Genomic DNA, 25,209 nt, shown 5'->3' with positions numbered 1-25,209 from the left:
CCCAGAAACCCGTGGTTTACCTGTGGCACCGAAACTTCGGCCACGGTTAACATGGCTCAACCTTTCTCCGTCACACCACGACGATGACGGCGCCACCCCTCCCCCGTACCGCCGTCAGCAGCCGAGCAGGACACCGAATGAGAACTCCCCCTTCACTGGCCATCCCTCGCCTCACCGATCAATTTAGCGATCAGCCCTTGCGCCGTGATGCCGCCGCTGGCGTCTGCGTGACTCGTTCGCTGCTGGCACTGGCAGTCATCGGTCTGGCGGGCTGCACATCGGTGCCGCTGCCCACCTGGGTGCCGGCACCCATTCGGCCAGCCAGCAGCCCGGCGCCCACTTCGGCGCCGCAAGTGCAACAAGCGCCACAGCCTGCCCCCGCATCGACGGGCGTGCAGGTCACGCCTGTCCCACCGCCATCGCTGCCGCAGGTCTCACCCCCTGCAGCAAGCGCTCCCGCTGTGGTGGCGCCCACTGCAGCCGCCCTGCCCTACAGCGCGGCCGTCGCGGCGCGCTTTCCCGCACCGTCGGTGATCTACAGCACCCCCGGCCTGCAGGCCGGCAGAACCAGCTACACCTCCACCAGCGAAATGCAGGGCTGGCTGCGCGAGCAAGGCAGCGCCGCGTCGCGCGCAGGCATCAAGTCGGCGGTGCTCTCCATCGGAACATCGCAACGCGGCGAACCGATCGAAGCCCTGCTGTTGACCCGCGCCGCCAGTACCGACCCCGCTGCCGTGGCGGCCAACGGTCATCCGACGGTGTTGCTGGTCGGCCAGCAGCATGGCGACGAGCCCGCTGGCAGCGAGGCACTGCTGGTGATTGCGCGCGAGCTGGCGCAGGGGCTGCTGCAGCCGTCGCTGGAGCGCGTCAACGTGATCATCGTGCCGCGCGCCAACCCGGACGGTGCCGCCAGCGGACGGGCTGTCACGGCCAACGGCACGGACATGCACCGCGACCACCTGCTGCTTGCCACGCCAGAAGCCCAGGCCCTGGCCCGTCTGCAACGCGACTACCGGCCCACCGTGGTGCTGGACGCCCACGAATACACCGTGATGGCCCCGTACCTGGAGAAGTTCGGTGGCATCCAGAAATTCGATGCGCTCATCCAGTATCCGACCACCGCCAACCTGCCCGAGTTTCTCACCAAGGCCGCCGAAGAGTGGTACCGCCGCCCGCTGCTGGCGGCGCTGAGAACACGCGGCCTCAATGGTGAGTGGTACCACACCACCTCCGGTGATCTGGCTGACAAGAAAGTGGCGATGGGTGGCGCCCGGCTGGATGCGAGCCGCAATGTGAACGGCCTGAAAAACGTTATCAGCCTGCAGATTGAAACGCGTGGTGCGGGCATCGGGCGGCTGGATCTGCAACGCCGCGTGCACACCCACGTGACCGCCATCACCAGCGTATTGGCCAGCACGGCGCAGCGCGCCAGCGAGTTGGGGCAGCTGCGGCCCTATGTTGAAAAAGAAACCAGCGCAATGGCCTGCAAAGGCGACGCTGTGATCGAGGCCGGCCTGACACCGGCGCGCTACGAGCTGATGCTGCTGGACCCGGCCACAGGTGCCGACAAGCCGGTTATGGTGGACTGGGATTCGGCCCTCGCACTGCGGCCGCTCAAAGCCCGCGCCCGGCCCTGTGGCTACTGGCTGGACGCCAGCGCGGCCACAGCCGTCGAGCGCCTTCGCCTGCAGGGCGTTCAGGTGTTCCGCGTGGCCGAGGCAGGCTCCATGCTGGGTGACCGATACCAGGAGACCAACCGCGCAGACACCGATGCCGGTATCAGGGTGCAGGTCAACGTGACGCGCGGCGTCGTCGATGTTCCGCGCGGCAGCTTTTTCGTGCCGCTGAATCAGCCGCTGGCCAACCTGGCGCTGGCCGCGCTGGAGCCCGATGCGCCAGACAGCTTTTTTGCCAACCGGCTGATTCCGGCCCTGCAACACACGGTGCGGGTGATGGCCGACCCGGCGGTGCGGCTCGAAGAGCTGCCCTGAGTTCACCCGGCGCCCCTGACCGGGCAGGTTGACCCCAGCGGGAAGTCTGTGTCTGACACGCCAACGCCGCCCTGGCTGACCCGCGGGCCGCTCTTTACGCGCTGGAATGGGAGTTCCAACGAACGAAAGGGCTGCCATGAAGAACTTTGTACTTTCCCCCAAGATGCTGAGCCTGGGCGGCGTGTTCTACCCGAAAGGCTACGCCGTCATCATGTTCCCCGATGCAGAAGATGCCCGGCAGGTGGCCACTGCATTCGCCGGGCAGAGCGAGGACATCATGCTGCTCACGCCAGAAGATGTGATGGGCCAGATCGGCCAGATGGAAGACCACAACGCCGACATCGCCCTTCCGGGCGTGGGAACGGAAAGCGCCACCGTGCGCAAATACATCGACCTGGCCCGCGACGGCGACCATGCCCTGATGGTGGCCGTAGACTCCGACGAGACTGCCGAAGCGCTGATGAAGCTGGTGCGTGAGCGCCCGTTCTCCTATGCCCAGCGCTACCACCTGCTGGCGATTGAAGACCTCGAATAGGCACGGCCCCGCTGTCCGCGCTGCGACAACGCAGCCAGGTCGACGACTGGTTTTGAGGCACACTGAATGGCCCCGGTGCGACAGCCGATGAGCCGAAAACCCAGCCCATGATTGACCTTTATTACTGGCCCACACCCAACGGATGGAAGATTTCCATCATGCTCGAAGAGTGCGGCCTGCCCTACACGCTGCGGCCCGTCAACATCGGCAAAGGCGAGCAATTTGCTCCCGAGTTTCTGGACATCAGCCCCAATAACCGCATGCCGGCTATCGTGGACCATGCGCCCGCTGGCGGTGGCGACCCGGTGGCTGTTTTCGAGAGCGGTGCGATCCTGCTGTACCTGGCCGAGAAGACGGGTCGATTTCTTCCCACCGAGGTGCGGGAACGCTACCAGGTGATGCAGTGGTTGATGTGGCAGATGGGCGGCCTGGGGCCGATGGCTGGGCAAAACGGGCACTTCCTGCTGTACGCGCCCGAGAAGGTACCTTACGCGATGGAGCGCTACGGCAAGGAGGTAGACCGCCTCTACGGGGTGCTCGACGCCCAGCTTGAACGCACGCAGGCCTTTGTGGCTGGCGCCGATTACTCGGTGGCCGACATGGCGATTTTCCCGTGGGTGCGCACCCACAAGGCGCAGCAGGTGGCTCTCACCCGTTTTCCGCATGTACAGCGCTGGTACGACACGCTGTTCCAGCGCCCGGCCGTGAAGAAAGGGCTGGACCTCGGCAAGGCGCTGCGCGCGCCCGCCTTGACCGAGGAAGCACGCAAGGCACTGTTCGGCCAGACCGCGCAGAGCATCCGGGGCGGCGAGCACAAAGCACCCTGATCTTTCACCCTTCCCTTCCCTTCCCGTCCCTTCCCTTCCCTTACCTTCTCCCCTCAATCACACGGTCTTTGACCACACCCCCATGATCGAATTCTTCTTCGACTGCTCCAGCCCCTGGACCTACATTGCTTTTCGCAACATCCAGCCACTGGCGGCTGCACTGGACGAACCCATCAGCTGGCGCCCTGTGCTGGTAGGCGGCATCTTCAACACGGTGAACAAGGGCATTTACGCCTCGCGCGAAGACATGAACGCGCCCAAGAACCGCTACATGCTCAAGGACGTTCAGGACAACGCCCGTGAATACGGCCTCACCCTCCACTTCCCGCCCAAGGTGTTCCCGGTCAACAGCGTCAAAGCCATGCGCGGCTGCATCTGGATCGCGCAGGACGCCGCGGCAAGAGCACATTACCTGCCCTTCATCGAAGCCACGTTTGCCGCCTATTTCACCCGCGAGGAAGACATTTCGCAGGACGACGTGCTGGCCGCGATCTGCCGCAGCGTTGGCATTGACGCTGATGCCTTTCTGGCAGGCATCGCCCAGGCCGATATCAAGGAGCAGCTCAAGACCAACACCGACGAAGCGATTCGCCGCGGCGCCTTCGGTGCGCCCACCTTCTTCGTGGGTGACGACATGTATTTCGGCAACGACCGCCTGCCGCTGGTGCGCTCTGCCGTGTTGCGGCGGCGCGCGGCAAATCGCTGATCAGGAAATCGCCGGAGGCGTTGCGCTGGCGGCAGCCCTTGACCGCTCCAGCACGTGACGGGTCATCGCTTGCGCGAGTTCTTCCTGGTCCAGAAAAACTTTGCCAGTGTTTTCACTCTCAAGGAGCCTGGCCTCTGCCTCGTTGTGGGTACGCACCACAATCTCGATGCCCGGATTGAGCGCGCGGGCGGTTGCCACCATCTGGCGCACATCCAGCGTGTCGGGCGTGGCGATCACCAGCATGCGCGCGTGCGCGATGTGAGCCTGAATCAGCACTTCGGGCTCCACGGCATCGCCAGACACGGCGGCCACGCCCTTGGCCCGCAGACGCTCTACGGTCTCGCGGTTCTGTTCAGCCACCACGAAAGGAATCTGGTGGGCCGTGAGCGCCTTGGCGATGCGCCGCCCAACCCACCCGTAGCCAACCAGCACGACCTGGCGCGACAGGTATTTCTCGTCGGTATTGAACGGCAGTTCGGCGGTGGGATCGTCTCGCGACTCAAGCCGGCGCGCCAGGGGCGACTTGGCCAGTATCCATTTCTGTAAAGGCTCGACCACCCCAAAAACCACCTGGTTGAGAGCAATGGAAATCAGCGCACCTGCCAGCACCAGACTTTGACCTTCGGGCGGCAGGAGATTGAGCGTCGCGCCCAGTCCGACCAGAATGAACGAGAACTCGCCAATCTGGGCCAGACTGGCCGATACGGTGAGCGCCGTGTTGAGCGGGTAGCGGAACGCCATCACCAGCGCACCGGCTGCCAGCGTCTTCCCGACGATGATGATGCTGACCACCGCCAGCACCTGAAAGGGCCGCTCAATCAGCACCCGGGGGTCAAACAACATCCCCACCGAAACAAAGAACAGCACCGCGAAAGCGTCGCGAAGGGGAAGAGACTCCTCGGCGGCGCGGTGACTGAACTCCGACTCGCGCATGACCACCCCGGCAAAGAACGCGCCCAGTGCAAAAGAGACGCCGAACAGGGCCGTGGCACCGAACGCAATGCTCACCGCTGCCGCGACCACGCAGAGCGTGAACAGTTCCCGTGAGCCCGTGCGCTGCACTTGCCACAACAGCCATGGAAAAAAACGCCTCCCCACCACCAGCATCAGGGCCAGAAAACCGCCCACCTGCAGCAAGGTGAGGCCGAGCGTTCGCCAGAGCGCGTTGACATCAGTCCCCCCCTGCCCTGACAGCCACCCGCCCAGCGGGGGCAACAGCACCAGCACGAGCACCATGGCAAGGTCCTCGACGACCAGCCACCCCACGGCGATTCGCCCGTTGACCGAGTCGAGAATCCCTCGGCTCTCCAGTGCCCGTAACAGCACCACCGTACTGGCGACGGAAAGGGAAAGACCAAACACCAACGCGCCACCAGGATTCCAGCCCCACCAGAGCGCAAGGCCCATGCCCAGCGACGTGGCCACAGCCATTTGCACCACAGCACCCGGCACGGCAATCTTGCGCACCGCCAGCAGGTCCTTGAGCGAAAAATGCATGCCGACGCCAAACATGAGCAACATCACGCCGATCTCGGCCAGTTGGCTGGCGATACCTGCGTCCGCCACGAAACCGGGCGTGAATGGCCCGATCAGCACGCCAGCAAGCAGATAGCCCACAAGAGCAGGCAAGCGGAGCCGCACGGCGAGAAAGCCAAAAATCAACGCGAGGCCGAGTCCTGCAGCTACCGTGCTGATCAATGAAACGTTATGGGGCATGGGTCAGAAATTGTTTCCGATGGAAGCTCGAAATGACAGGAGCAAGGCCTGATTGTGCAGGGCAGGTCCGCACAATGTTCACCCAATTTGCAGCTGCTGTGCAAGCTGCGTGCCCGGACCCTTCGCGCAGCTTCGGCATGCTCTTGGCCCCACAACCGCAACGCGACGCCACGCGAGAAAGACAAGCGAAGACGAAACGCCTGAAACTCGACTGAAGCGCAGCCAAAGAAAAACCCGCCGAGGCGGGTTTTTCTTTGAAGGCAGGCTGCCCGGCGGCTGACCCGGGACTCAGCCCATGTGCAACCCGCCATTGAGCGAGAAGTCAGCACCCGTGGCGTAGCCGCCTTCGTCCGATGCGATCCACGAAATGATGGATGCAATTTCTTCCGGCTGACCCAGGCGCTTGGCCGGCACACCCGCTACGATTTTCTCCAGCACGTCGGGGCGAATCGCCTTGACCATGTCGGTGCCGATGTAGCCAGGGCTCACGGTGTTGACCGTCACGCCCTTGGAGGCCACTTCCTGCGCCAGCGCCATGGTGAAGCCGTGCAGGCCCGCCTTGGCCGTGGAGTAGTTGACCTGGCCAAACTGGCCCTTCTGGCCGTTCACCGACGAGATGTTGATGATGCGGCCAAAACCGGATTCGATCATGCCTTCGATGACCTGCTTGGTCACGTTGAACATGCTGTTCAGGTTGGTCGAAATCACGGCATCCCAATCGGCCTTGCTCATCTTGCGGAACTGGCCGTCGCGGGTGATGCCGGCGTTGTTCACCAGCACGCTGACGTGGCCATGCTCGGCCTTGACCTTGTCGAAGGCTGCCACGGTGGAATCCCAGTCGCCCACATTGCCGACCGACGCGTGGAAGGAATAACCCAGCGCCTTCTGCTCATCGAGCCACTTGGTGAAGTCGCGGGTGGGACCGCAACCGGCGATCACGGTGAAGCCGTCCTTGGCCAGCCGCTGGCAAATCGCGGTACCGATGCCGCCCATGCCACCCGTCACATACGCTACTCGTTTCGTCATCATGTTCTCCTGGTTCTGACTGTGCTGGTCCGGATTCGGCAGCAAGCTGCGCCGCCGTCCGTCCTGACCCAATGAATCTATCTGAAATTCAGCGCTCAAGTGTGAGGGCAACCCCCATGCCGCCGCCGATGCACAGGCTGGCGATGCCCTTCTTCGCATCGCGGCGCACCATCTCGTGCAGCAGCGTCACCAGGATGCGGCAACCGGATGCACCAATCGGATGGCCGATGGCAATAGCGCCGCCATTGACGTTGACCTTGCTGGTGTCCCAGCCCATTTCCTTGTTCACTGCGCAAGCCTGCGCGGCGAAGGCTTCGTTGATCTCCAGCAGGTCGAGGTCCTGCGGCTTCCAGCCGGCGCGCTGCAGCGCCTTGGTTGATGCAGGCACCGGGCCCATGCCCATGTAAGCCGGATCCAGACCTGAGGTGGCATAGCTGGCAATGCGGGCCAGCGGCTTGAGACCCAGAGCTGCCGCCTTCTTCGCCGTCATCACCATCACAGCCGCTGCGCCGTCGTTGATGCCCGATGCATTGCCCGCCGTCACGCCGCCGGCTTTGTCAAACGCCGGGCGCAAGCCTGCCAGGCCTTCGGCGCTGGTCTTGCGGTTGATGAACTCGTCTGCCGCAAACACCACCGGGTCGCCCTTTTTCTGGGGAATGGTGATGGGGATGATCTCGTCCTTGAACTTGCCGGCGTCCTGCGCGGCAGCTGCCTTGGTCTGGCTGGCCAGCGCCAGCGCGTCCTGGGTAGCGCGGTCAATGCCGTACTTCTTGGCCACGTTCTCGGCCGTGATGCCCATGTGGTACTGGTTGTAGACGTCCCAGAGGCCGTCCACGATCATGGAATCGATCATCTTCCAGTCGCCCATGCGCTGGCCGTCACGCGAACCATTGAGCACATGGGGCGAGGCACTCATGTTTTCCTGGCCGCCGGCAATCACGATTTCGCTGTCGCCCGTGGCCACAGCCTGGGCTGCCAGCATCACGGCTTTCAGGCCCGAGCCGCACACAGCGTTGATGGTCAGGCCGGGCACACCGTGCGGCAAGCCAGCCTTGACCACCGCCTGACGTGCCGGGTTCTGGCCCGCGCCGGCAGTGAGCACCTGGCCCATGATCACTTCACCGAGCAGGTCGGCGCTCAGGCCGGAACGCTCCAGCACGGCCTTGACGACGGCTGCACCCAGTTCGGTGGCTGGAATCTTGGCGAGTGAGCCGCCGAACTTGCCGACGGCCGTGCGGCCCGCTGCAACGATAACGATGTCTTCCATGGAGTGATCCTTGTGATGAAGTGAGGGGTGATGGTGGAGTGATGAGATTGCGACCGTATCGGATGCCGCGCCGGTCAGGCCTTGACCTTGACGTAGCGGCCTGGCGCTGGCTCGATCACCTTGTAGGTGCGACTGCCGTAATTTTTGGGCGCTGCGATCTGTTTGCCGGCGTGGCCCTTGAGCCAGGCGGCCCAGTCGGTCCACCAGCTGCCAGGGTGCTCGGTCGCGGTTTTCAGCCAGTCGGCTGAGGCTGGCGGAAACTTGCCTGCAGGCAGCTTGTCGTTGGTCCAGAAGCTGCGCTTTTTCTTGGCGGGCGGGTTGATGACGCCCGCGATATGGCCCGAGGCACCCATGACGAAGCGCTTCTTGCCCGGCAACTGCTGCGTCGAGGCGTAGGCGCCGCCGATGGGCACGATGTGGTCTTCACGCGAGCCGTAGATGTACACCGGCATGTCGATCTTGCGCAGGTCGATCTTCTCCCCGCACACCACGGCCTTGCCGGGCTTGACCAGGTTGTTCTCGTAGTAGGTGTTGCGCAGGTACCAGGCGTAAAACGGGCCCGGCAGGTTGGTCGAATCGCTGTTCCAGTAGAGCAGGTCGAATGGCGGCGGTGTTTCGCCCTTAAGGTAGTTACCCACCACATAGTTCCACACCAGATCGTTCGGCCGCAGAAAACTGAAGGTCGAAGCCAGGTCCTGCCCCTTGAGCAGACCGCCCTTGCCCATTTCAGCCTCGCGGTACTTGACGGAGGTCTCGTCAATGAAGATGTCGAGGATGCCGGTGTCGGTGAAATCCAGCAGCGAGGTCAGCAGCGTGACGCTGGCCACCGGCTTTTCACCCCGCGCTGCCAGCACCGCAAGCGCCGTGCCGAGGATGGTGCCGCCGACACAGAAGCCCAGCGCGTTGATGGTCTTGGCACCGGTGATGTCCTGCACCACGTGGATGGCCTCGATGGCTGCGTTCTCGATGTAGTCGTCCCAGGTCTTGTCTGACATCGACTCATCGGGATTGCGCCAGCTGACGACAAAGGTCCGGTGCCCTTGCGCGACCGCGTAGCGGATGAAGGAGTTGTCGGGCTGCAGGTCCAGGATGTAGAACTTGTTGATGCAGGGCGGCACCAGCAGGAAGGGCCGTTCGTGCACCTTGTCGGTCAGGGGCTTGTATTCCAGCAGCTGGAAGAACTCGTTTTCGAAGACCACTGCGCCTTCGGTTGTGGCGACGTTCTTGCCGACCTCGAACACGCTCTCGTCGGTCATCGAGACGTGGCCCTGGCGGATGTCGTGCAGCAGGTTGGTGATGCCCTGGGCAATGCTCTCGCCCTGGGTGGCAATCGCTTTTTGCTGCGCCTCGGCATTCAGGGCGAGAAAGTTGCTGGGTGCTGCAGCGGCCATCCACTGCTCTACCGCAAAGCGCACCCGCGCGCGGGTTTTCTCGTCGCCTTCCACAGCTTCGGCCAGCCCCATCAGGGTGCGCGCGTTCAGCAGGTAAGCGGCTGCAGAGAACTTGGAGACCGGGTTGGACTTCCAGGCGTCGGACGAAAAGCGCCGGTCTGAAAAAGCCGGCGCATCCCCACCGCCAGTCAGTGCCTGGTTCCAGAGGGCGGCCGCTTCTTCGAGGTAGTCTTTCTGGAGAGCCTGCAGCTTGGCCGCATCGAACTGCAGCACAGGAGCGGCAGCACCGGGACCAGCCAGGCTGATCTGTGGGAAACCGGGCGGCATGCCCGCACCGGAAAAAGCCCCCATGGCCTGTTGCCATCCGGCACCCAAGGTTTCCTGGAACTGTTGGGCCGCCCCGGCCCAGCTTGCGTCAGAATTCATGATGTCTCCTCGATCTTCTGGTGAACTCCGCTGAGTCCACACCACCGCATATCCGCTGGATATGCCCTACTGCCCCAGTATCGTAGGATTTCCTTTTGAATTGCTGACCATCACGGACGATTTATGTATTTGGTTGTCATCGCCTGGATCTACGTCGTGCTCATGATGAGTGTGGCCGAAGCCACCAACAGCACGGGAACGGTTTTCGGCGCTCTGGTGACCTTTGTACTCTACGGAGCAGGGCCAGCGGCATTGGTGGTTTACCTGATGGGAACACCGGCTCGCAACCGCGCCCTCAAAAAGCGCGAAGCCGAGGAGCGCGCGCGCAGCATGGCGGCGCATCTGGCGGCCAATGGCGCGGCAACACCCGAGGCCACGCCGCTGTCACACGCGCCAGATGGCGGCAGCCATGCGGCCGGTGGTGCCGGAGCCGTTGGCGCCAGCACAGCGGCCAGCGTCCCGCCGGTGGGAAAAGAACTCTGAGGGGTTGCCCACGGTGCACCACGGCGCACTGCCGTCGTTGCCATACACCCGGTTGACCCCCAGCGCGGCCAGCCGCAAGCGCGCCAAAGCCGGCAGATCGGCCAGATACTTCGCGCTGCCAGCCTCCCCCGCCCCATCAGAAGGAGATTGAGCCACAAAGCAGGCCGCGGCCGCAGGATCGGCCGCTTCGAACGCCGCCTTGACCTCTGCCCCCACCTCAAACGCCGCCGGGCCAATGCAGGGGCCCAGCCAGGCCAAGACTTCAGGTGCCTTTTTCGAAAGCTCTCCGGCCACTGCGCGCAGCCGCCCTACGGTGGACTCCAGCACGCCAACGCCACCCACACCCGCCAGACCACGCCAGCCTGCGTGCGCCGCCGCGATCACCGCGCCATCGGCTGTCGTCAGTAACACCGGCAGGCAGTCCGCCACCATGATGGTGCACGCCAGTCCGGCGACTTCGGTCAAGCAGGCGTCGGCCTCGGTGCCGTCTTCCGTGCAACTCGTGAGGTGCGCCACCTCGGTGCCATGCACTTGCCGCAGAAACACCGGCCGGGCATCAATGGCCTGCGACAGCAGCGCCCGGTTGGCACTGACATGCACCGGCATGTCGCCCACATGGTCACCCAGGTTCAGGCTGCCCCAGGGGGCTGCCGACACACCGCCCGCGCGGGTGGTGAAGACAGCCTCCACACCAGCGGGCGCGGGCCAGTCGGGGATCAGCCAGCCTGTATTCATGCCAGCAGCGGCGGCCGGATAGGCAGGCCAATTTTCCGAAGGGCCGCCCCGAGGAAAATTAGCCCCCGAGGGGCTGGAGCCTGCGGCTCCAAAGCTGCTTGAGCAGCTTTGGACAGGCGACAGAGGCGAAGCGTCCCGCGAGCCGCGGCCTGCAAGGCCTCGTGAACCACACGAAGTGGGGAACGTGGGGGCTGCATCTTAGGGTTCGTTGTCCGGGCAAGCCGATGGCTGCGCCTGCTGGAAGGCTGGCAATCCCATGCAGGCCTCGTAGGCCGCCATGGTGCGTGGCAAGCCGTCAAAACTCACCTTGAAGCGCTGCGCGTTGAAAATCTGTGGCACCAGACAGCAATCGGCCAGCGTGGGTGTGCTGCCGTAGCAATAGGTCGACGGCGGCAACTGGGCCAGTTGCCGCTCGAAGGCCTCCAGGCCCTCCTGGCACCAGTGGCGGTACCAGGCGTTTTTGGCTTCTTCGTCCACCTTCAGCACATGGACGAGGTACTTCAGGATGCGAAGGTTGTTGACCGGGTGCAGATCACAGGCAATTGACTGTGCCAGTGCGCGCACCTTGGCGCGCCCGACCGCATCGGCGGGCAGCAGCGGCGGCTCAGGGTGGGTTTCATCGAGGTACTCGATGATGGCCATCGACTGGGACAGCTTTTCACCATCGACTTCCAGCAAGGGCACTAGCGTGTCCGCCGACAGGTTCACATACGGCGGCTTCTTGTGCTCGCCTTTGGCAATGTGCACCGGCACGTAGTCGTACGGCAGCCCCTTGAGCGCCAGCGCGATGCGGACGCGGAACGACGCCGATGAACGGAAATAGTTGTGCAGCTTCATGCCCAAAGCATAAACCAGTGCCTAGCCGCAGCGATCCTCGTCCGGGCCGTACGCGCCGCGTACGGCGGCTTCAATCGCCTTCGCGACTGCCCTGCCGCACGTGCGTCGCTACGATGCGCAAGGTCACACATTCACATCAGCGGAGACACCTATGAGCGCCCTCACTTCCCTCAGCAACCACCAGATTCGTCTTGCCAGCCGGCCGGTGGGCCTGCCCACCCGCAGCAACTGGCAGTTCACCACCGAGCCGGTCGCCGAACCGGGGCCGGGCGGCGTGCTGGTCAAAACGCTGTACCTGTCACTGGACCCGGCCATGCGCGGCTGGATGAACGAAGGCAAGAGCTACATCCCGCCGGTGGACATTGGCGCGGTGATGCGCGCCGGCGGCGTGGGCAAGGTGATCGCCTCGCAAAACCCCTCCTTCGCGGTCGGCGACTACGTGAATGCAGGCCTCGATGTGCAGGAGTACTGCCTGATTCCGCAGGACCAGATCAAGCGCAGCGGTATGTTCAAGATTGACCCACGCCTCGGGCTGACCACCTGGCTCAACGTGCTGGGCATGCCAGGCATGACGGGTTATTTCGGTCTGCTGGAAGTCGGCCAGCCCAAGGCGGGCGAGACGGTGGTCGTCTCGGGTGCTGCCGGCGCCGTGGGCCAGACGGTGGGCCAGATCGCGAAGATCAAGGGTTGCCGCGTGGTCGGCATTGCCGGTGGCCAGGCCAAATGCAACTGGGTCGTCAAGGAACTGGGCTTTGACGCCTGCATCGACTACAAGAACGGCGACGTGCGCGCCGGCCTGAAAGAGCACTGCCCCAAGGGCGTCGACGTGTACTTCGACAACGTCGGCGGCGACATTCTCGACATGGTGCTGGCGAGAATCACGCGCGGCGCACGCATCATCATCTGCGGGGCCATCAGCCAGTACAACAACACTACACCGGTGAAGGGCCCGGCGAACTACCTGTCGCTGCTGGTGAACCGCGCACGCATGGAGGGCATTGTGGTGTTTGACTACGCCGACCGCTATCACCTCGGCGTGGCCGAGATGGCGGGCTACCTGAAAGCCGGGAAGATGAAAAGCAAGGAAGACGTGGTCGTCGGACTGGACACCTTCCCGGAGACGCTGCTCAAGCTCTTCAACGGCGAGAACTTCGGCAAGCTGGTGCTGCAGGTCGCAAGCGACTGAGCACCCCGCCCCTCACTTGGCGTTGCGAACCAGTCGCAGCGCACCGGGCGCGGAACGCGGGCTTTCCCCCGCACCGCCATCGCTGAAACCCACATAGGTGAAATAGCCTGGGCCGCTGCTGCTGGCCGTCCAGTAACGGGCCACCGGCGTGCCGGGGAAGGCATTGGGGTCAATCGCTGCCTTGCCCTCTTCGGCCTCACGCACCGCCACGATGCTGGAGAGTTCCTTGAGGATGGGCAGGCGCCACTCGGCGGTAGCAGACGATGCCGCCTTGGCGCGCGCAGTGGCCTCCGAGTGGTTGTAAAAGCCCGCCTTGCCGGTGCAGGTGCGGCCCTTCCAGGTCATGCCCTCGGCGCATCGGCGCCAGATCAGGCCGGTCTTGCTGTCGGTCACTTCCTGTTCATCTGCCGAGACGGTGTAACGCCCCTGCGCCAGAGCGCCGGGAGAGAACGACATCACCACCAGGGCGGCTGCAGCGGCGAACGAAAGGGGAAGGTATTGCAAGGGAGGTCTCCATCAGAACAGGCGGGGTCTTGCCCGATGCCCCCATGCTAGAGAGATTGCCACCGGCCCTGCATAGGACTGATACCTAGCGGGTTTTACTTACCCGGCTGGCGCCGAAAGACACGTCGGCTGAGGCCACGGCCACGGTGACAACTGTCACAATCATCGCGGGGTCACAGCAGGCATCAGACGCATCAGATGCATCAGTTGGGCCCCTTCAACCGAAACCACAGCAGGACCCCTGATGATTCTCGAACTCGCCGACATCCGCATCCACCCTGGCCAGCAAGCCGCTTTTGACGAAGCGATCCAGCGCGGCATTGACACCGTGATCTCCAAATCCAAAGGATTTCACGGCTACAAGGTGAACAAGGGCATTGAAAGCCCGGAGCGCTACATCCTGCAGATTTTCTGGGAAACGCTGGAGAACCACACGGTGGACTTCCGCCAGTCACCCGCCTTTGCCGACTGGCGCGCCATCGTCGGGCCGTTCTTTGCGGGCCCGCCGACGGTGGAGCATTTCGAGCTGCTGGCCAAGTCGGCCTGACGCGCATACGGCGCCGTCACTGGCACCAGTTGACTCAGGCGCCGGTCAGTCTTTGGTGGCGTTGACGTGCCCGACCACCAGCTTGCTCAGCAGCCGGGAAAACTGAACGCGCTCTTCGGCGTCCAGCGGGCTCAGAATGCGCTGCTGGGCGCGGGTGGCAGCACGCTTCATCTGCAGGGCGACCTGCTCACCCTCTGGCGTGATCCACAGCAACTTGCGGCGCTTGTCGCTCGGGTCGGCTTCGCGCTTGACCCAGCCCTTGGCCTCGATCCGGCCGATCACCGAACCAAACGTGGCCGGGTCAAAAGCCACCCGGCCCGACAGCGTGATCTGGTCCTCGCCGGGGTCGTCAATCAGGGCATTGAGAATGGCAAACTGCACAGGGGTCGCGTCAAAAGCGGCCGTCTCCTCCATGAAGATGGCCACGGCCAGCTGCTGTGCCCGCCGGATCAGGTGCCCCGGCGCCTCGCTGAAGTTGAAACTTTTAGCCATGGCGGGAGTTTAAACGGTCAGGGTATGTCCCAAGAAGATATATCGTAAGCATACTTATCATCGATCCCAAGATTCCCTTTTCTTCTCACCCCGTCCCTACAGCATGGCTCAGAAATCCCCCTTTCTCATCTCCGGCGGCGGCATCGGCGGCCTGGCGGCGGCGCTGGTGCTGGCGCAGGACGGTCACCCGGTCACGGTGCTGGAACAGGCACCCAGCTTTGGAGAGATTGGCGCGGGTATTCAGCTGGGGCCCAACATCTTTCGCATGTTCGACTACCTCGGGCTCACCGAGGCCGTCAACCGGGTGGCATTTTTCCCGCCCGGTCTGGGCATGAATGACGTGCGGACTGGCGAAAAGGTGGTCCGCGTGGCGCTGGGCGACATTGCCCGCGCAACCTACGGCTTCCCCTATGGCGTGATTTACCGCGCCGATCTGCATCAGGTGTTTCTGCACGCCTGCCAGGCGCAGGCCAACGTCACCCTGCGCACCGATGCCCGGGTGGAATCCTTCACCCAGACCGACGACACGGTGAGCGTTCAGCTGGCGGGTGGCGAAACCTTGCAGGCGGCCGCCTTGATCGGCGCCGATGGCATGTGGAGCCGGATTCGCGAGACCATCGTGGGCGACGGCAAGCCGCGTGTGTCTGGCCACATTGCTTACCGCGCCGTGCTCAAGCGCGAGGAAGTGCCTGCGCACCTGTGGAGCGACGATGTCACGCTCTGGGGCGGCGAGAAAACCCATCTGGTGCACTACCCGCTGCGGCGCGGCGAGCTCTTCAATCTGGTGGCGGTGTTCCACAGCAACAAGTACGACGAAGGCTGGAACACCTTTGGCGACACCACCGAGCTGAACGAACGCTTCGCGCTGGCTTGCCCGCAGGTGCGCGAGCTACTGGGCAAGATCGAGACCTGGAAGATGTGGGTGCTGTGCGATCGCGAGCCGGTGAAGAACTGGACCGACCGCCGCGTGACCCTGCTGGGCGATGCAGCGCACCCGATGCTGCAGTACCTCGCGCAAGGCGCCGGCCAGGCCATTGAAGACGCGGTGGTGCTGCGCGAGGCGCTACGCTTCACCCGCGACAACGTGACGCTGGCTTTCCAGAAGTACCAGCAGGCCCGGTACCTGCGAACCGGGCGTGTGCAGCTCACCGCCCGCTTCTATGGCGACATCTACCATGCGGCCGGTGTGCAGCGGGAGTTGCGCAACCAGATGTTCCAGAGCGGCACCGAAAGCGCGGGCTTTGCCGGGCTGAAGTGGATGTACGACGGAATCGAGCCCTCAAAACTGTTCCAATAACGGCTTTTGCAGGGAACAGTCATGACTCCTCCTCGCGCGCTCCGATCGCCTTTGAACGTCCTCCGCTCTCACCGCACGCTCTGCGCCGGATTGCTCGCGGCATGTGCCGCCATTGGCGCGCCGACCGTGGCATGGGCCCAGAGCGGCTCTGCCTCCAGTGCGTCTGCGGCGGCGTGGCCCACCCGGCCGGTCAAAATCATCGTCGGCTTCCCCGGCGGCACCACGCCCGACATGGCGGCACGCACCCTCGCCGAGCCACTGGCGAAAGCACTGGGCCAGCCGGTGGTCGTTGAAAACCGACCGGGCGCGTCGGGCAACATTGCGGCCGATCTGGTGGCCAAGGCCAGCGACGACCACACGCTGGGGGTGGTCATCAACGGCAACCTGACTTCAGCCAAGCAGCTGTACCCCAAGCTGCCTTACGACCCGGCGCGCGATTTCGCCTACCTCTCGCTGTTGACGACCGCACCGCTGGTGATGGTGGCACCGGCCAACCTGCCGGGTGGCGCCGACTTTTTTGCAGCGGCGCGACAGGCCGGTGGCCAGTGGAACTACGCCTCAGTGGGCAACGGCTCGGTCGCCCACCTGGGCATGGAGCTGATCAAGAGCCGGGTGCCGGGTCTGGCTGCCGAACACATTCCCTTCCCCGGCACGCCGCAGGTGGTGACCGCCATGCTGGGCGGCCAAATCCAGATGGCGCTGATCGCACCGGGCGTGGCGATGCCGCATGTCCGCTCGGGCAAGCTGCAGGCCATCGGTCTGGCGGGTGGTCGGTCCGGCCTGGTGCCCGAGGTGCCGCCGCTCGCCGACGCCGGCGTCAAGAATGTCAACCTGGAAGTGTGGACTGCACTGATCGGCCCGGCCAGTTTGTCCCCCGCCGCCAAAGCACGGCTGGCCGACCTGGTTCCCCGCATCATCCGTGACGCCGAGACGCGGCAAAAGCTGTTCAACCAGGGCTGGCAGGCGGCCGGCACCTCGCCCGAAGGACTGGCAGCGCGCGTGAAGGACGAAGCGGCCCTGCTGGGCGGCATCATCCAGTCGCGCGGCATCCGGCTGGAATGACCTTTCGTTAGAGCGACCTCTGACACCGCAACACAGGCCCACCATGGACATGACCCTTCCCCCGCCACCAGCCGCTCGAAAGGCGTTCTACGACGCCATCTCGACGCAGCACATGACGCCGCTGTGGGAGGTGCTGCATGCGCTGGTGCCGAAGGCACCCAACACGCACTGCCAACCCGCCCTGTGGAAATACGCTGACATCCATCCTTATCTGATGCAGTCGGGCGAGCTCATCACCGCCGAAGAGGCGGTGCGCCGCGTGCTGATTCTGGAGAACCCGGCCTTGCGCGGCCAGTCGCGCATCACGCAGTCGCTGTATGCCGGGCTACAGGTCATCCTGCCCGGTGAGGTAGCGCCCAGCCACCGCCACACCCAGAGCGCACTGCGCTTCGTGGTCGATGGCCATGGCGCCTACACCGCAGTCGATGGCGAACGCACGCAGATGAAGCCGGGCGACTTCATCATCACCCCCAGCTGGACCTGGCATGACCATGGCCACGACGGCACGATGGAGGCAGACGGCCCGGTGGTCTGGCTTGATGGCCTCGACATTCCGATGCTGCAGTTCTTCGATGCTGGCTTCGCCGAGAACGGTACCGCGAAATCGCAGCCGGTGACCAAACCCGAGGGCGTGAGCTTTCAGCGCTACGGGGCCAACATGCTGCCGGTGCGCTTCGATGCCCAGCGCAATGCGCCGTTTGGTCCAACCTCACCGGTCTTCAGCTACCCCTACGACCGCACCCGCGAGGCGCTGCACCAGCTGGAGACACATGACGAGATCGATGCGTGGGATGGCGTGAAACTGCGCTATGTGAATCCAGCCACCGGCGGCTACCCTATGCCCACCATGGCCACTTTCATGCAGCGCCTGCCCGCCGGCTTTCAAGGCAAGCCTTACCGGCAGACCGATGGCGCCGTGTTCAGCGTCGTGGAAGGCAGCGGCAGCGTCACCATCACCCGGGGCGAAGCGGTGCAGACCTTTGACTTTGGTCCGCGCGACCACTTCGTGATTCCCTCGTGGCACACCGCGCAATTGCGTTCGCCATCGGGTTGCGTGCTGTTCAGCTTTTCCGACCGCCCGGTGCATCAGGCACTGGGCATCCACCGCGAGGAAAGGTTGCCATGAGTTTTGTCGTCACACCCCCCGCGACGGTTTCAGTGCCTGTGGTGGCCTCGAAAGATCGCTTCCCGGTCAACCGCATTTGCTGTGTGGGCGCAACTACGAAGAGCATGCCAAGGAGATGGAATTCACCGGTCGCGAGCCACCCTTCTTCTTCCTCAAGCCAGCCAACACCATCGTGGCGGTAGATGCTGGCAGCACAGGCACCATCCCCTACCCCAGCCTCACCAAAAACCTGCACCACGAGATCGAACTGGTCGTGGCCATCGGCACTGGTGGCAAGAACATCAAGGCTGCGGATGCCTTCGAGCACATCTACGGCTACGCCGTGGGCCTGGACATGACACGCCGCGATCTGCAAGGCGAGATGAAAAAGCAGGGCCGGCCGCGGTGCATTGGCAAGGCGTTTGACCATTCCGCTCCCATCGGCCCCATCACGCCGGTGGCGCAGGCAGGTGACGTGACGCAAGCTGAAATCTTTGTGCAGGTGGATGGCAAAGACCGCCAGCGGAGCAATGTCTCCAAGCTGATATGGAACATTGGCGAAACCATTGAACACCTGTCGGCGGCCTGTGAGCTGCAGCCCGGCGACCTGATCTATACCGGCACCCCGGAGGGCGTCGCTGCCGTTGTGGCAGGCGACACCATGATCGGCGGTGTGGCGGGTCTGGGCACGCTAACGGTCAAGGTCGTCTGAAGTCGCTGTCGGCGCAGGCCAGCCCGCGCGGGTGCGGAGTGCGCGCAGACGATCCGATCATCGCGCAAAATACCGGCTTGGCGATGCGCTGAATCATTCCACCCCGGGGTAACCCGCGCGCAGCGTCACGCGCGGCCCGGATAATCTGGCCAATACTGGTCGAAGCGGAACCAGGCAGAAACCCCAAAAGCATCCCTACTTCGCACCGCAACGGAGACCTCATTGAAATTGCTCGAACCGCTGGCCAAGGCCAGTGCCATCCTGGCAGGCCTTCTGATGACCGTCATCACGCTGATGACCTGCGTCAGCCTGATCGGCCGCAACACCACCGGCGCCACCATCGTCGGCGACTTTGAACTGACCGGTGTGGCAGCTGGCGCTGCCATCGCGCTGTTCATGCCCTTCTGCCAGCTGCGGCGCGGCAACATCATCGTGGACTTCTTCACCAGCCGTGCCGCGCCCGGCACCAACGCCCGACTGGATCGCCTGGGCGCCTTGCTGCTGGCCGCCACCTTCGCGCTGCTGGCCTGGCGCACCTCGCTGGGTGGACTCAACTCCTTCAACACCAACTCCGAGACGCAGATCCTCGGCTTTCCGGAGTGGATCACCTATGCCTTCATGGTGCCGGGCTTTGTGCTGACGGTGGTGATTGCGCTGTGGCAGGCCTGCTTTGGCTTTGCAGAAAACAGCAAGGCGCACCCATGAACCCGATCACCCTGGCCCTGCTGATCTTCGGCATCATGCTGGTCCTGATGGCGGTGCGCGTGCCGATCGCCATTGCGATGTTTGTGGCTGGCGCCACCGGTTACGTCAGCCAGACCGGCTGGGCACCACTGGCGAGCTTTCTCAACACCCAAGCCTTTGCGCGCTTTGCCAGCTACGACCTGTCGGTGATTCCGCTGTTCATCCTGATGGGCCACTTCGCCACGCAGGGCGGCATCAGCAAGGCGCTGTTCCGCTTCGCCGCCGCCCTGATGGGCCGGTTCAAGGGCGGGCTGGCCATGGCGTCGGTGCTGGCCTGCACGGCGTTTGGCGCCATCTGCGGCTCTTCGGTCGCCACGGCGGCCACCATCACCAGCGTGGCCCTGCCCGAGATGAAGCGCCACGGCTACTCCGGCCGGCTGGCCACCGGCACGCTGGCGGCTGGCGGCACGTTGGGCATCCTGATTCCGCCGTCGGTACCGCTGGTGATCTACGCCATCCTGACCGAGCAGAATATTGCCAAGCTGTTTGCGGCGGCCATGGTGCCCGGCATCATCGCCATGCTCGGTTATGTGACGGCCATCGCCATCTATGTGCGCATCGTGCCCGGACAGGCACCAGATGTAGATGACGACCGTGAAACCGTCACCCCAGCACTGGTGCTGGGGGTGGTGCCGATTGCGGCGATCTTCGCGCTGGTGTTTGGCGGGATCTACCTGGGCTACTTCACCCCGACCGAAGGCGCAGCGGTGGGTGCCGCCGCAACGCTGCTCGCCGCGCTGGTGAAGCGGGAGCTGACCTGGGCCAAGTTCGCACAGTGCTTCTACGCCACGGCCGAGAGCGCCGCGATGATTTTCCTGATCTTCATCGGCGCCGACCTGATGAACTCGGCGCTGGCGCTGACGCAGGTGCCCAACCAGCTGGCCGCGACTGTCTCCGGCTGGGGCCTGTCGCCGTTGATGGTGGTCACCGCCATCCTGCTGTTTTATGTGGTGCTGGGTGCGGTGATGGACGAGCTGTCCATGCTGCTGCTGACCATTCCGATCTTTTTCCCGATGGTGATGGGCCTCGACTTCGGCATGCCCAAGGAGTCCGTCGCCATCTGGTTCGGCATCATGGTGCTGATGACCGTCGGGTTCGGCTTGCTGGCACCGCCGGTGGGCCTGAATGTGTATGTCGTCAACGGCATGGCCAAGGACGTGCCGATCAGCGAGAGCTACCGCGGCGTGATGCCTTTTCTGGTCAGCGACACGCTGCGAACCCTTCTTCTGCTGTTTTTCCCCGGTATTTCGCTGTGGCTGGTCAAGTACATCACCTGAAACGCCTGCGCGCAGGGTATGCCCGGCTAGGGCATTCACCGGTACGCAGGCGCCCTGCGCTGCCGTAAATTTGCTGTAGTTCCCTCTTAACTGGAGATCCCCATGATCCAACGTCGCACGCTTCTCAAATCCGGCGCAGCCGTCGCCCTTGGCACACCCGCCCTAACCGGCATGGCCCAACAGGTGGTGACGCTGAAGTTCCACACCTTCATGTCGCCGCAGTCCAATGTCTGGCTGGGCATGCACAAGCCCTGGATGGACAAGGTCGAGAAGGACTCCGGCGGCCGCATCAAGTTCGAGGCCTATCCCGCCATGCAGTTGGGTGGCACGCCGGTGCAGCTCTACGACCAGGCCAAGGATGGCGTGGTCGATGTGGTGTGGACACTGCCCGGTAACACCGCTGGCCGTTTCCCGCGCATCGAGGCCTTCGAGCTGCCCTTCATGATGAGCAACGCCGAAGCCACCTCCAAAGCATTCTGGGAGTACGTGCAGACGGCGGCCGTCGACGAGTTCAAGGACACCCAGGTGATTGCGTTGCACGTGCACGGCCCGGGTGTGATTCACACCGCCGACAAGCCGGTGCGCTCCATCGCCGATTTGCGCGGCCTGAAGGTTCGCGCCCCGACCCGGCAAGTCACCAAGCTGATGGGCAATCTGGGCGCCACGCCGGTGGGCATGCCGCTGCCGCAGATTCCCGACGCACTCAGCAAGGGCACCATCAATGGCTGCGTGATCCCCTGGGAGGTGGTGCCTGCGGTGAAAGTGAACGAACTCACCAAGTTCCACGCCGAGTTCGACCCGGCCGGTGGCAGCCTGTACACGACCACCTTCGTGATGACCATGAATAAGGCCAAATACAACGCCTTGCCGCCTGACCTGAAGAAAGTCATCGACAACAATTCGGGCATGGTCACATCCGCCCTGCTGGGCAAAGTGCAGCAAGGCAACGACGTCCCAGGCCGCAAGAGTGCCAGCGACCGGGGCAACACCATCTACACCGTGAGCGCCGCCGAGGCGCAGGACTTCCGCCGCAAGTCGCGCGCCGTGGAGGTCGAGTGGGTGGAAGACATGAACAAGAAGGGCTTTGACGGCAAGAAACTGCTCGACACAGCCCGTAGCCTGATCGAAAAGCACACCAAAACCACCAAGGCCTGACGACCCGGCGTGGCGCGTCCCTGGCGCCAGCGTACAGCACGAAGAAGCCGGGTTCAGCCCGGCTTCTTCGTTTATTGCTTTTTTGCTTTTTTGCTTTTTTGCTTCTTCATTTGCAGCATGGCCCCGCACGGATAGCCCCACCGAAACGCTCAGCCGCGCCCCGGCGCTACACTGATTTCATGCAACGCCCGCCTCTCAAACACTGCCATGAATGCGGCAAGGCCGTGGTCTACCGGCTGCCCGACGACGGCGACACCAAACCCCGCGCCGTCTGCACCGTGTGCCACACGGTGCATTACGAGAACCCGCTCAATGTGGTCGGCACCGTACCCACCTGGGGCGACGATGGCGCGCAGGTGCTGCTGTGCAAGCGCAACATTGAACCGCGCTGGGGCAAATGGACGCTTCCGGCCGGCTTCATGGAGCTCGGAGAAACCACAGCAGAAGGTGCCGCCCGCGAAACCGACGAAGAGGCCGGCGCAAGGTTTGAAATGCTGGGGCTCTTCACCGTCATGAACGTGGTGCGTGTGGGCCAGGTGCACCTGTTTTACCGCGCCCGCCTGCTCAGCACGGCGTTCGATCCCGGGCATGAAACCATCGAGGCACGGCTGTTCACCGAGGCCGAGATCCCGTGGGACGAGATTGCCTTCAGAACGGTGAAGGAAACGCTGGAACGCTACTTTGCCGACAGGCGCCGTGGCGAGTTCGGATTTCACACGCTTGATATCGCCTGAACAAGCGCAGCAACCCATTACCCCACCAGTTCACGCCCCAAGGCACCTTCGGAGACTCCCATGAAAATCATTGATTCGATCGTCACCCAGGCCGCCAGCATCGCCGCCATCCGGCGTGACATCCACGCGCACCCCGAGCTGTGCTTCGAGGAAGTGCGAACCGCCGATGTGGTGGCGCAAAAGCTCACCGAGTGGGGCATTCCGATTCACCGCGGGCTGGGCACCACCGGCGTGGTCGGCATCGTGAAAAACGGCAGCTCCAGCCGCGCCATCGGCCTGCGCGCCGACATGGACGCACTGCCGATGCAGGAGTTCAACACCTTCGCCCATGCCAGCCAGCACGCCGGCAAGATGCACGCCTGCGGCCACGATGGCCACACCGCCATGCTGCTGGCAGCCGCCCAGCACTTTGCCAAGCACAGAAACTTTGACGGCACGGTGTACCTGATCTTCCAGCCCGCCGAAGAAGGCGGTGGCGGCGCCCGCGAAATGATCAAGGACGGGCTGTTTGACCAGTTCCCGATGGACGCGGTGTTCGGCATGCACAATTGGCCAGGCATGCAGGTCGGCAAGTTCGCCGCCAGCAGCGGCCCGGTGATGGCCTCCAGCAACGAGTTCCGCATCACGGTGCGCGGCAAGGGTGGCCATGCTGCCCTGCCCCACAACGGCATCGACCCGGTGCCGGTGGCCTGCCAGATGGTGCAGGCTTTCCAGACCATCATCAGCCGCAACAAAAAGCCGGTGGACGCAGGCGTGATTTCAGTGACGATGATTCACGCCGGCGAAGCCACCAACGTGACTCCCGACAGCTGCGAGCTGCAGGGTACCGTGCGCACCTTCACCATCGAGGTGCTCGACATGATCGAGCGGCGCATGAAGCAGGTGGCCGAGCACCTGTGCGCGGCGCACGATGCGGAATGCGACTTCGAGTTCGTCCGCAACTACCCGCCCACCATCAATCACCCCCAAGAGGCGGCGTTCATCCGCGAAGTGATGACGGATATCGTCGGCGCAGACAACGTGCTGCCGCAGGAACCCACCATGGGCGCGGAGGATTTTTCATACATGCTGCAGGCCAAACCTGGCGCCTATGTGTTCATCGCCAACGGCGACGGCACCCACCGCGACATGGGCCATGGCGGCGGCCCCTGCATGCTGCACAACCCGAGCTACGATTTCAACGACGACCTGATTCCGCTGGGTGCGACCTTGTGGGTGCGGCTGGCGGAGCGATGGCTGGCACCGGAAAACATCTGAAATGAAAAAAGGGCGTCCGGTGTGATAAACCGGACGCCCTTGGATACTCATATGGTCGGTGTGAAAGGATTCGAACCTTCGACCCCTTGCACCCCATGCAAGTGCGCTACCAGGCTGCGCCACACACCGAAGCCTCAAATTATAGCGCGGGCTCAACCCACAGACCGGGCAGGCTCAGTAAGTACCGCTCAGAAGATCACGAATTTCGGAGAGCTCTCGCCGGACCAGTTGCAGGCGCTGCTGCGCGGCACCGCCGTCGGCCTCGTCCGTCATGTCGGGCTCGCTGTCTTCAAAGTCGGATGAGTCGCCAAAGTCTTCCAGCATCGAGTCGCTGACCTCGAGCACATCCATGCCGTCGAGCCGGACTTCACCATTACGGCGCTTGTCGCGCTCGGTCTGGACGATTTCCTGGAGCTTGTTGCGGGCGCCGCTGATCGTGAACCCCTGGTCGTACAGCAGGTCACGGATGCGGCGGATCATCAGCACCTCGTGGTGCTGGTAGTAGCGCCGGTTGCCCCGTCTTTTCATCGGGCGCAGTTGCGTGAACTCCTGCTCCCAATATCGGAGCACGTGAGGTTTGACGCCGCACAGGTCGCTGACCTCACCGATGGTGAAGTACCGCTTCGCGGGAATGGGGGGGAGAGTTTTCTCCAATTAAATCAATGCGCTAAGGAGGAAACCTCCAAATCTACTCTAAGTCGAAACTTAGCGCAAAGACTTACCACAGTTTTTTGAAATGTGTTGTTCCGTCACACTCGTGACGTCCAGTTACACGTTTCGGGGTGTCTGCCGACAGTCAAAGCGACCCAGCAGACAGACCCCAACCGGCTAGGACGCTGATTCCGGCGGGGGCGTATCCCCCTGAATCTGGTCCTTGAGTTTGTGACTGGCATGGAAGGTCACCACGCGGCGCGCCTGAATCGGAATGGCCTCGCCGGTGCGGGGATTCCGGCCGGGTCGAGGTGCCTTGGTCCGGATCTGGAAATTGCCAAACCCGGAAATTTTCACGTCGTTTCCGTCCACCAGACTGTCCGAAATCAGGTCGAAAAACGCGTCGATCATGTCCTTGGACTCGCGTTTGTTCAAGCCAATCTGCTCAAACAACAGCTCCGCCAGATGCGCTTTCGTCAACGCCGGGGTTTCCAGGCTCTCTACGGAAAAATCCATGGGGCAATGCTCCGGATGATTGTTGTTCTT

25 protein-coding genes, 1 tRNA gene and 1 pseudogene are annotated in these 25,209 nt (G+C 63.5%); 16 read left to right on the top strand and 11 right to left on the bottom strand.

The features are described 5' to 3' along the window. The first annotated feature begins 137 nt into the window (after positions 1–137). The 4 genes from AAG793_RS01850 to AAG793_RS01835 all read left to right on the top strand — a co-directional run bounded on the left by AAG793_RS01850 (position 138) and on the right by AAG793_RS01835 (position 4,059). A complete protein-coding gene (locus tag AAG793_RS01850; RefSeq protein WP_341903228.1) occupies positions 138–1,991 on the top strand; it encodes a M14 family zinc carboxypeptidase in 1,854 nt (617 codons plus the stop codon). A 136-nt stretch (positions 1,992–2,127) separates the two neighbouring features. Continuing rightward, positions 2,128–2,526 (top strand): RNA-binding protein, encoded by a 399-nt coding sequence (locus AAG793_RS01845; protein WP_341903226.1) that lies wholly within the window; start codon positions 2,128–2,130, stop codon positions 2,524–2,526. A gap of 107 nt (positions 2,527–2,633) precedes the next feature. Further along, positions 2,634–3,353, top strand: a complete 720-nt coding sequence (locus tag AAG793_RS01840; RefSeq protein WP_341903223.1) for a glutathione binding-like protein — start codon at positions 2,634–2,636, stop codon at positions 3,351–3,353. Between the two features lie 82 nt (positions 3,354–3,435). Beyond that, positions 3,436–4,059, top strand: coding sequence for a 2-hydroxychromene-2-carboxylate isomerase (locus AAG793_RS01835; protein WP_341903220.1), 624 nt, complete (start codon positions 3,436–3,438; stop codon positions 4,057–4,059). Here the strand turns inward: AAG793_RS01835 and ybaL are convergent, their stop codons facing one another. From ybaL to phaC, 4 genes are all read right to left on the bottom strand, one after another. Beyond that, positions 4,060–5,775 carry a YbaL family putative K(+) efflux transporter gene (ybaL, locus tag AAG793_RS01830; RefSeq protein WP_341903217.1) on the bottom strand — a complete coding sequence of 572 codons (1,716 nt, stop codon included), beginning with the start codon at positions 5,773–5,775 and terminating at the stop codon, positions 4,060–4,062. 288 nt (positions 5,776–6,063) lie between these two features. Next, on the bottom strand, positions 6,064–6,801 hold the full coding sequence (phbB, locus tag AAG793_RS01825; protein ID WP_341903213.1) for an acetoacetyl-CoA reductase: 738 nt from the start codon (positions 6,799–6,801) through the stop codon (positions 6,064–6,066). A gap of 88 nt (positions 6,802–6,889) precedes the next feature. After that, entirely contained in the window at positions 6,890–8,068 is a 1,179-nt protein-coding gene (locus AAG793_RS01820) for an acetyl-CoA C-acetyltransferase (RefSeq protein WP_341903211.1), read from the bottom strand. Between the two features lie 74 nt (positions 8,069–8,142). Then, positions 8,143–9,885 carry a class I poly(R)-hydroxyalkanoic acid synthase gene (gene phaC, locus AAG793_RS01815; RefSeq protein ID WP_341903209.1) on the bottom strand — a complete coding sequence of 581 codons (1,743 nt, stop codon included), beginning with the start codon at positions 9,883–9,885 and terminating at the stop codon, positions 8,143–8,145. 123 nt (positions 9,886–10,008) lie between these two features. On the opposite strand from phaC, the gene AAG793_RS01810 reads away from it, so the two are divergent. Next, a complete protein-coding gene (locus tag AAG793_RS01810) occupies positions 10,009–10,368 on the top strand; it encodes a hypothetical protein (protein ID WP_341903206.1) in 360 nt (119 codons plus the stop codon). Here the strand turns inward: AAG793_RS01810 and pgeF are convergent. After that, complete coding sequence (gene pgeF / locus AAG793_RS01805; RefSeq protein ID WP_341903204.1) at positions 10,270–11,103, bottom strand: peptidoglycan editing factor PgeF; 834 nt, start codon at positions 11,101–11,103, stop codon at positions 10,270–10,272. The genes AAG793_RS01810 and pgeF overlap by 99 nt on opposite strands. Positions 11,104–11,301: 198 nt before the next feature. Then, positions 11,302–11,940 carry a maleylacetoacetate isomerase gene (gene maiA / locus AAG793_RS01800; protein ID WP_341903203.1) on the bottom strand — a complete coding sequence of 213 codons (639 nt, stop codon included), beginning with the start codon at positions 11,938–11,940 and terminating at the stop codon, positions 11,302–11,304. 151 nt (positions 11,941–12,091) lie between these two features. Between maiA and AAG793_RS01795 the strand changes: the two genes are divergently transcribed. After that, on the top strand, positions 12,092–13,126 hold the full coding sequence (locus AAG793_RS01795; protein ID WP_341903200.1) for an NADP-dependent oxidoreductase: 1,035 nt from the start codon (positions 12,092–12,094) through the stop codon (positions 13,124–13,126). Positions 13,127–13,138: 12 nt separating this feature from the next. Here the strand turns inward: AAG793_RS01795 and AAG793_RS01790 are convergent, their stop codons facing one another. Further along, complete coding sequence (locus tag AAG793_RS01790) at positions 13,139–13,630, bottom strand: DUF1566 domain-containing protein (protein ID WP_341903198.1); 492 nt, start codon at positions 13,628–13,630, stop codon at positions 13,139–13,141. Positions 13,631–13,874: 244 nt separating this feature from the next. Here AAG793_RS01790 and AAG793_RS01785 point away from each other — a divergent pair, with 244 nt between their 5' ends. Further along, positions 13,875–14,177: an antibiotic biosynthesis monooxygenase family protein gene (locus tag AAG793_RS01785; RefSeq protein ID WP_341903195.1), complete on the top strand. Its 303-nt coding sequence runs from the start codon at positions 13,875–13,877 to the stop codon at positions 14,175–14,177. Positions 14,178–14,222: 45 nt separating this feature from the next. On the opposite strand, the gene AAG793_RS01780 is transcribed toward AAG793_RS01785, so the two are convergent. After that, entirely contained in the window at positions 14,223–14,669 is a 447-nt protein-coding gene (locus tag AAG793_RS01780) for a MarR family winged helix-turn-helix transcriptional regulator (protein WP_341903192.1), read from the bottom strand. 103 nt (positions 14,670–14,772) lie between these two features. On the opposite strand from AAG793_RS01780, the gene AAG793_RS01775 reads away from it, so the two are divergent. The 9 genes and pseudogenes from AAG793_RS01775 to AAG793_RS01735 all read left to right on the top strand — a co-directional run bounded on the left by AAG793_RS01775 (position 14,773) and on the right by AAG793_RS01735 (position 24,012). Continuing rightward, positions 14,773–15,966 (top strand): 3-hydroxybenzoate 6-monooxygenase, encoded by a 1,194-nt coding sequence (locus tag AAG793_RS01775; RefSeq protein WP_341903190.1) that lies wholly within the window; start codon positions 14,773–14,775, stop codon positions 15,964–15,966. A gap of 21 nt (positions 15,967–15,987) precedes the next feature. Continuing rightward, the gene (locus tag AAG793_RS01770; RefSeq protein ID WP_341903188.1) at positions 15,988–17,028 is read left to right on the top strand and encodes a tripartite tricarboxylate transporter substrate binding protein; all 1,041 of its coding nucleotides are present in this window, start codon (positions 15,988–15,990) and stop codon (positions 17,026–17,028) included. Positions 17,029–17,071: 43 nt separating this feature from the next. Next, entirely contained in the window at positions 17,072–18,154 is a 1,083-nt protein-coding gene (gtdA, locus tag AAG793_RS01765) for a gentisate 1,2-dioxygenase (RefSeq protein ID WP_341903185.1), read from the top strand. Continuing rightward, positions 18,151–18,845, top strand: a pseudogene (locus AAG793_RS01760) (fumarylacetoacetate hydrolase family protein). Before gtdA ends, AAG793_RS01760 begins: the two are co-directional and overlap by 4 nt. A gap of 222 nt (positions 18,846–19,067) precedes the next feature. After that, entirely contained in the window at positions 19,068–19,550 is a 483-nt protein-coding gene (locus AAG793_RS01755; RefSeq protein ID WP_341903183.1) for a TRAP transporter small permease subunit, read from the top strand. Beyond that, positions 19,547–20,866 carry a TRAP transporter large permease gene (locus tag AAG793_RS01750; protein ID WP_341903179.1) on the top strand — a complete coding sequence of 440 codons (1,320 nt, stop codon included), beginning with the start codon at positions 19,547–19,549 and terminating at the stop codon, positions 20,864–20,866. Before AAG793_RS01755 ends, AAG793_RS01750 begins: the two co-directional genes overlap by 4 nt. Positions 20,867–20,968: 102 nt before the next feature. Further along, the gene (locus AAG793_RS01745; RefSeq protein WP_341903176.1) at positions 20,969–22,021 is read left to right on the top strand and encodes a TRAP transporter substrate-binding protein; all 1,053 of its coding nucleotides are present in this window, start codon (positions 20,969–20,971) and stop codon (positions 22,019–22,021) included. A 179-nt stretch (positions 22,022–22,200) separates the two neighbouring features. Next, positions 22,201–22,755, top strand: a complete 555-nt coding sequence (locus AAG793_RS01740) for an NUDIX hydrolase (protein ID WP_341903173.1) — start codon at positions 22,201–22,203, stop codon at positions 22,753–22,755. A gap of 60 nt (positions 22,756–22,815) precedes the next feature. Next, positions 22,816–24,012, top strand: coding sequence for a M20 aminoacylase family protein (locus AAG793_RS01735; protein ID WP_341903171.1), 1,197 nt, complete (start codon positions 22,816–22,818; stop codon positions 24,010–24,012). 52 nt (positions 24,013–24,064) lie between these two features. Here AAG793_RS01735 and AAG793_RS01730 read toward each other — a convergent pair. The 3 genes from AAG793_RS01730 to AAG793_RS01720 form a co-directional block, all read right to left on the bottom strand. After that, a tRNA-Pro gene (locus AAG793_RS01730) sits at positions 24,065–24,141 on the bottom strand. A 45-nt stretch (positions 24,142–24,186) separates the two neighbouring features. After that, positions 24,187–24,666, bottom strand: coding sequence for a MerR family transcriptional regulator (locus AAG793_RS01725; protein WP_341903169.1), 480 nt, complete (start codon positions 24,664–24,666; stop codon positions 24,187–24,189). A gap of 174 nt (positions 24,667–24,840) precedes the next feature. Continuing rightward, entirely contained in the window at positions 24,841–25,179 is a 339-nt protein-coding gene (locus tag AAG793_RS01720; RefSeq protein ID WP_341903166.1) for an integration host factor subunit alpha, read from the bottom strand. Positions 25,180–25,209: the final 30 nt, after the last annotated feature.

Origin of the sequence: Polaromonas sp. YR568, from assembly GCF_943372955.1 — a bacterium.
In the GTDB taxonomy this organism is placed as follows: domain Bacteria; phylum Pseudomonadota; class Gammaproteobacteria; order Burkholderiales; family Burkholderiaceae_C; genus Polaromonas.
This window is presented reverse-complemented; position numbering and strand designations above follow the sequence as displayed.

What these genes read in the sequence shown, in the direction of transcription:
- AAG793_RS01850 (WP_341903228.1), top strand. Translation starts at nt 138, where the DNA reads ATGAGAACTCCCCCTTCACTGGCCATCCCTCGCCTCACCGATCAATTT.
- AAG793_RS01845 (WP_341903226.1), top strand. Translation starts at nt 2,128, where the DNA reads ATGAAGAACTTTGTACTTTCCCCCAAGATGCTGAGCCTGGGCGGCGTG.
- AAG793_RS01840 (WP_341903223.1), top strand. Translation starts at nt 2,634, where the DNA reads ATGATTGACCTTTATTACTGGCCCACACCCAACGGATGGAAGATTTCC.
- AAG793_RS01835 (WP_341903220.1), top strand. Translation starts at nt 3,436, where the DNA reads ATGATCGAATTCTTCTTCGACTGCTCCAGCCCCTGGACCTACATTGCT.
- ybaL (WP_341903217.1), bottom strand. Translation starts at nt 5,775, where the DNA reads ATGCCCCATAACGTTTCATTGATCAGCACGGTAGCTGCAGGACTCGGC.
- phbB (WP_341903213.1), bottom strand. Translation starts at nt 6,801, where the DNA reads ATGACGAAACGAGTAGCGTATGTGACGGGTGGCATGGGCGGCATCGGT.
- AAG793_RS01820 (WP_341903211.1), bottom strand. Translation starts at nt 8,068, where the DNA reads ATGGAAGACATCGTTATCGTTGCAGCGGGCCGCACGGCCGTCGGCAAG.
- phaC (WP_341903209.1), bottom strand. Translation starts at nt 9,885, where the DNA reads ATGAATTCTGACGCAAGCTGGGCCGGGGCGGCCCAACAGTTCCAGGAA.
- AAG793_RS01810 (WP_341903206.1), top strand. Translation starts at nt 10,009, where the DNA reads ATGTATTTGGTTGTCATCGCCTGGATCTACGTCGTGCTCATGATGAGT.
- pgeF (WP_341903204.1), bottom strand. Translation starts at nt 11,103, where the DNA reads ATGAATACAGGCTGGCTGATCCCCGACTGGCCCGCGCCCGCTGGTGTG.
- maiA (WP_341903203.1), bottom strand. Translation starts at nt 11,940, where the DNA reads ATGAAGCTGCACAACTATTTCCGTTCATCGGCGTCGTTCCGCGTCCGC.
- AAG793_RS01795 (WP_341903200.1), top strand. Translation starts at nt 12,092, where the DNA reads ATGAGCGCCCTCACTTCCCTCAGCAACCACCAGATTCGTCTTGCCAGC.
- AAG793_RS01785 (WP_341903195.1), top strand. Translation starts at nt 13,875, where the DNA reads ATGATTCTCGAACTCGCCGACATCCGCATCCACCCTGGCCAGCAAGCC.
- AAG793_RS01780 (WP_341903192.1), bottom strand. Translation starts at nt 14,669, where the DNA reads ATGGCTAAAAGTTTCAACTTCAGCGAGGCGCCGGGGCACCTGATCCGG.
- AAG793_RS01775 (WP_341903190.1), top strand. Translation starts at nt 14,773, where the DNA reads ATGGCTCAGAAATCCCCCTTTCTCATCTCCGGCGGCGGCATCGGCGGC.
- AAG793_RS01770 (WP_341903188.1), top strand. Translation starts at nt 15,988, where the DNA reads ATGACTCCTCCTCGCGCGCTCCGATCGCCTTTGAACGTCCTCCGCTCT.
- gtdA (WP_341903185.1), top strand. Translation starts at nt 17,072, where the DNA reads ATGGACATGACCCTTCCCCCGCCACCAGCCGCTCGAAAGGCGTTCTAC.
- AAG793_RS01750 (WP_341903179.1), top strand. Translation starts at nt 19,547, where the DNA reads ATGAACCCGATCACCCTGGCCCTGCTGATCTTCGGCATCATGCTGGTC.
- AAG793_RS01745 (WP_341903176.1), top strand. Translation starts at nt 20,969, where the DNA reads ATGATCCAACGTCGCACGCTTCTCAAATCCGGCGCAGCCGTCGCCCTT.
- AAG793_RS01740 (WP_341903173.1), top strand. Translation starts at nt 22,201, where the DNA reads ATGCAACGCCCGCCTCTCAAACACTGCCATGAATGCGGCAAGGCCGTG.
- AAG793_RS01735 (WP_341903171.1), top strand. Translation starts at nt 22,816, where the DNA reads ATGAAAATCATTGATTCGATCGTCACCCAGGCCGCCAGCATCGCCGCC.
- AAG793_RS01720 (WP_341903166.1), bottom strand. Translation starts at nt 25,179, where the DNA reads ATGGATTTTTCCGTAGAGAGCCTGGAAACCCCGGCGTTGACGAAAGCG.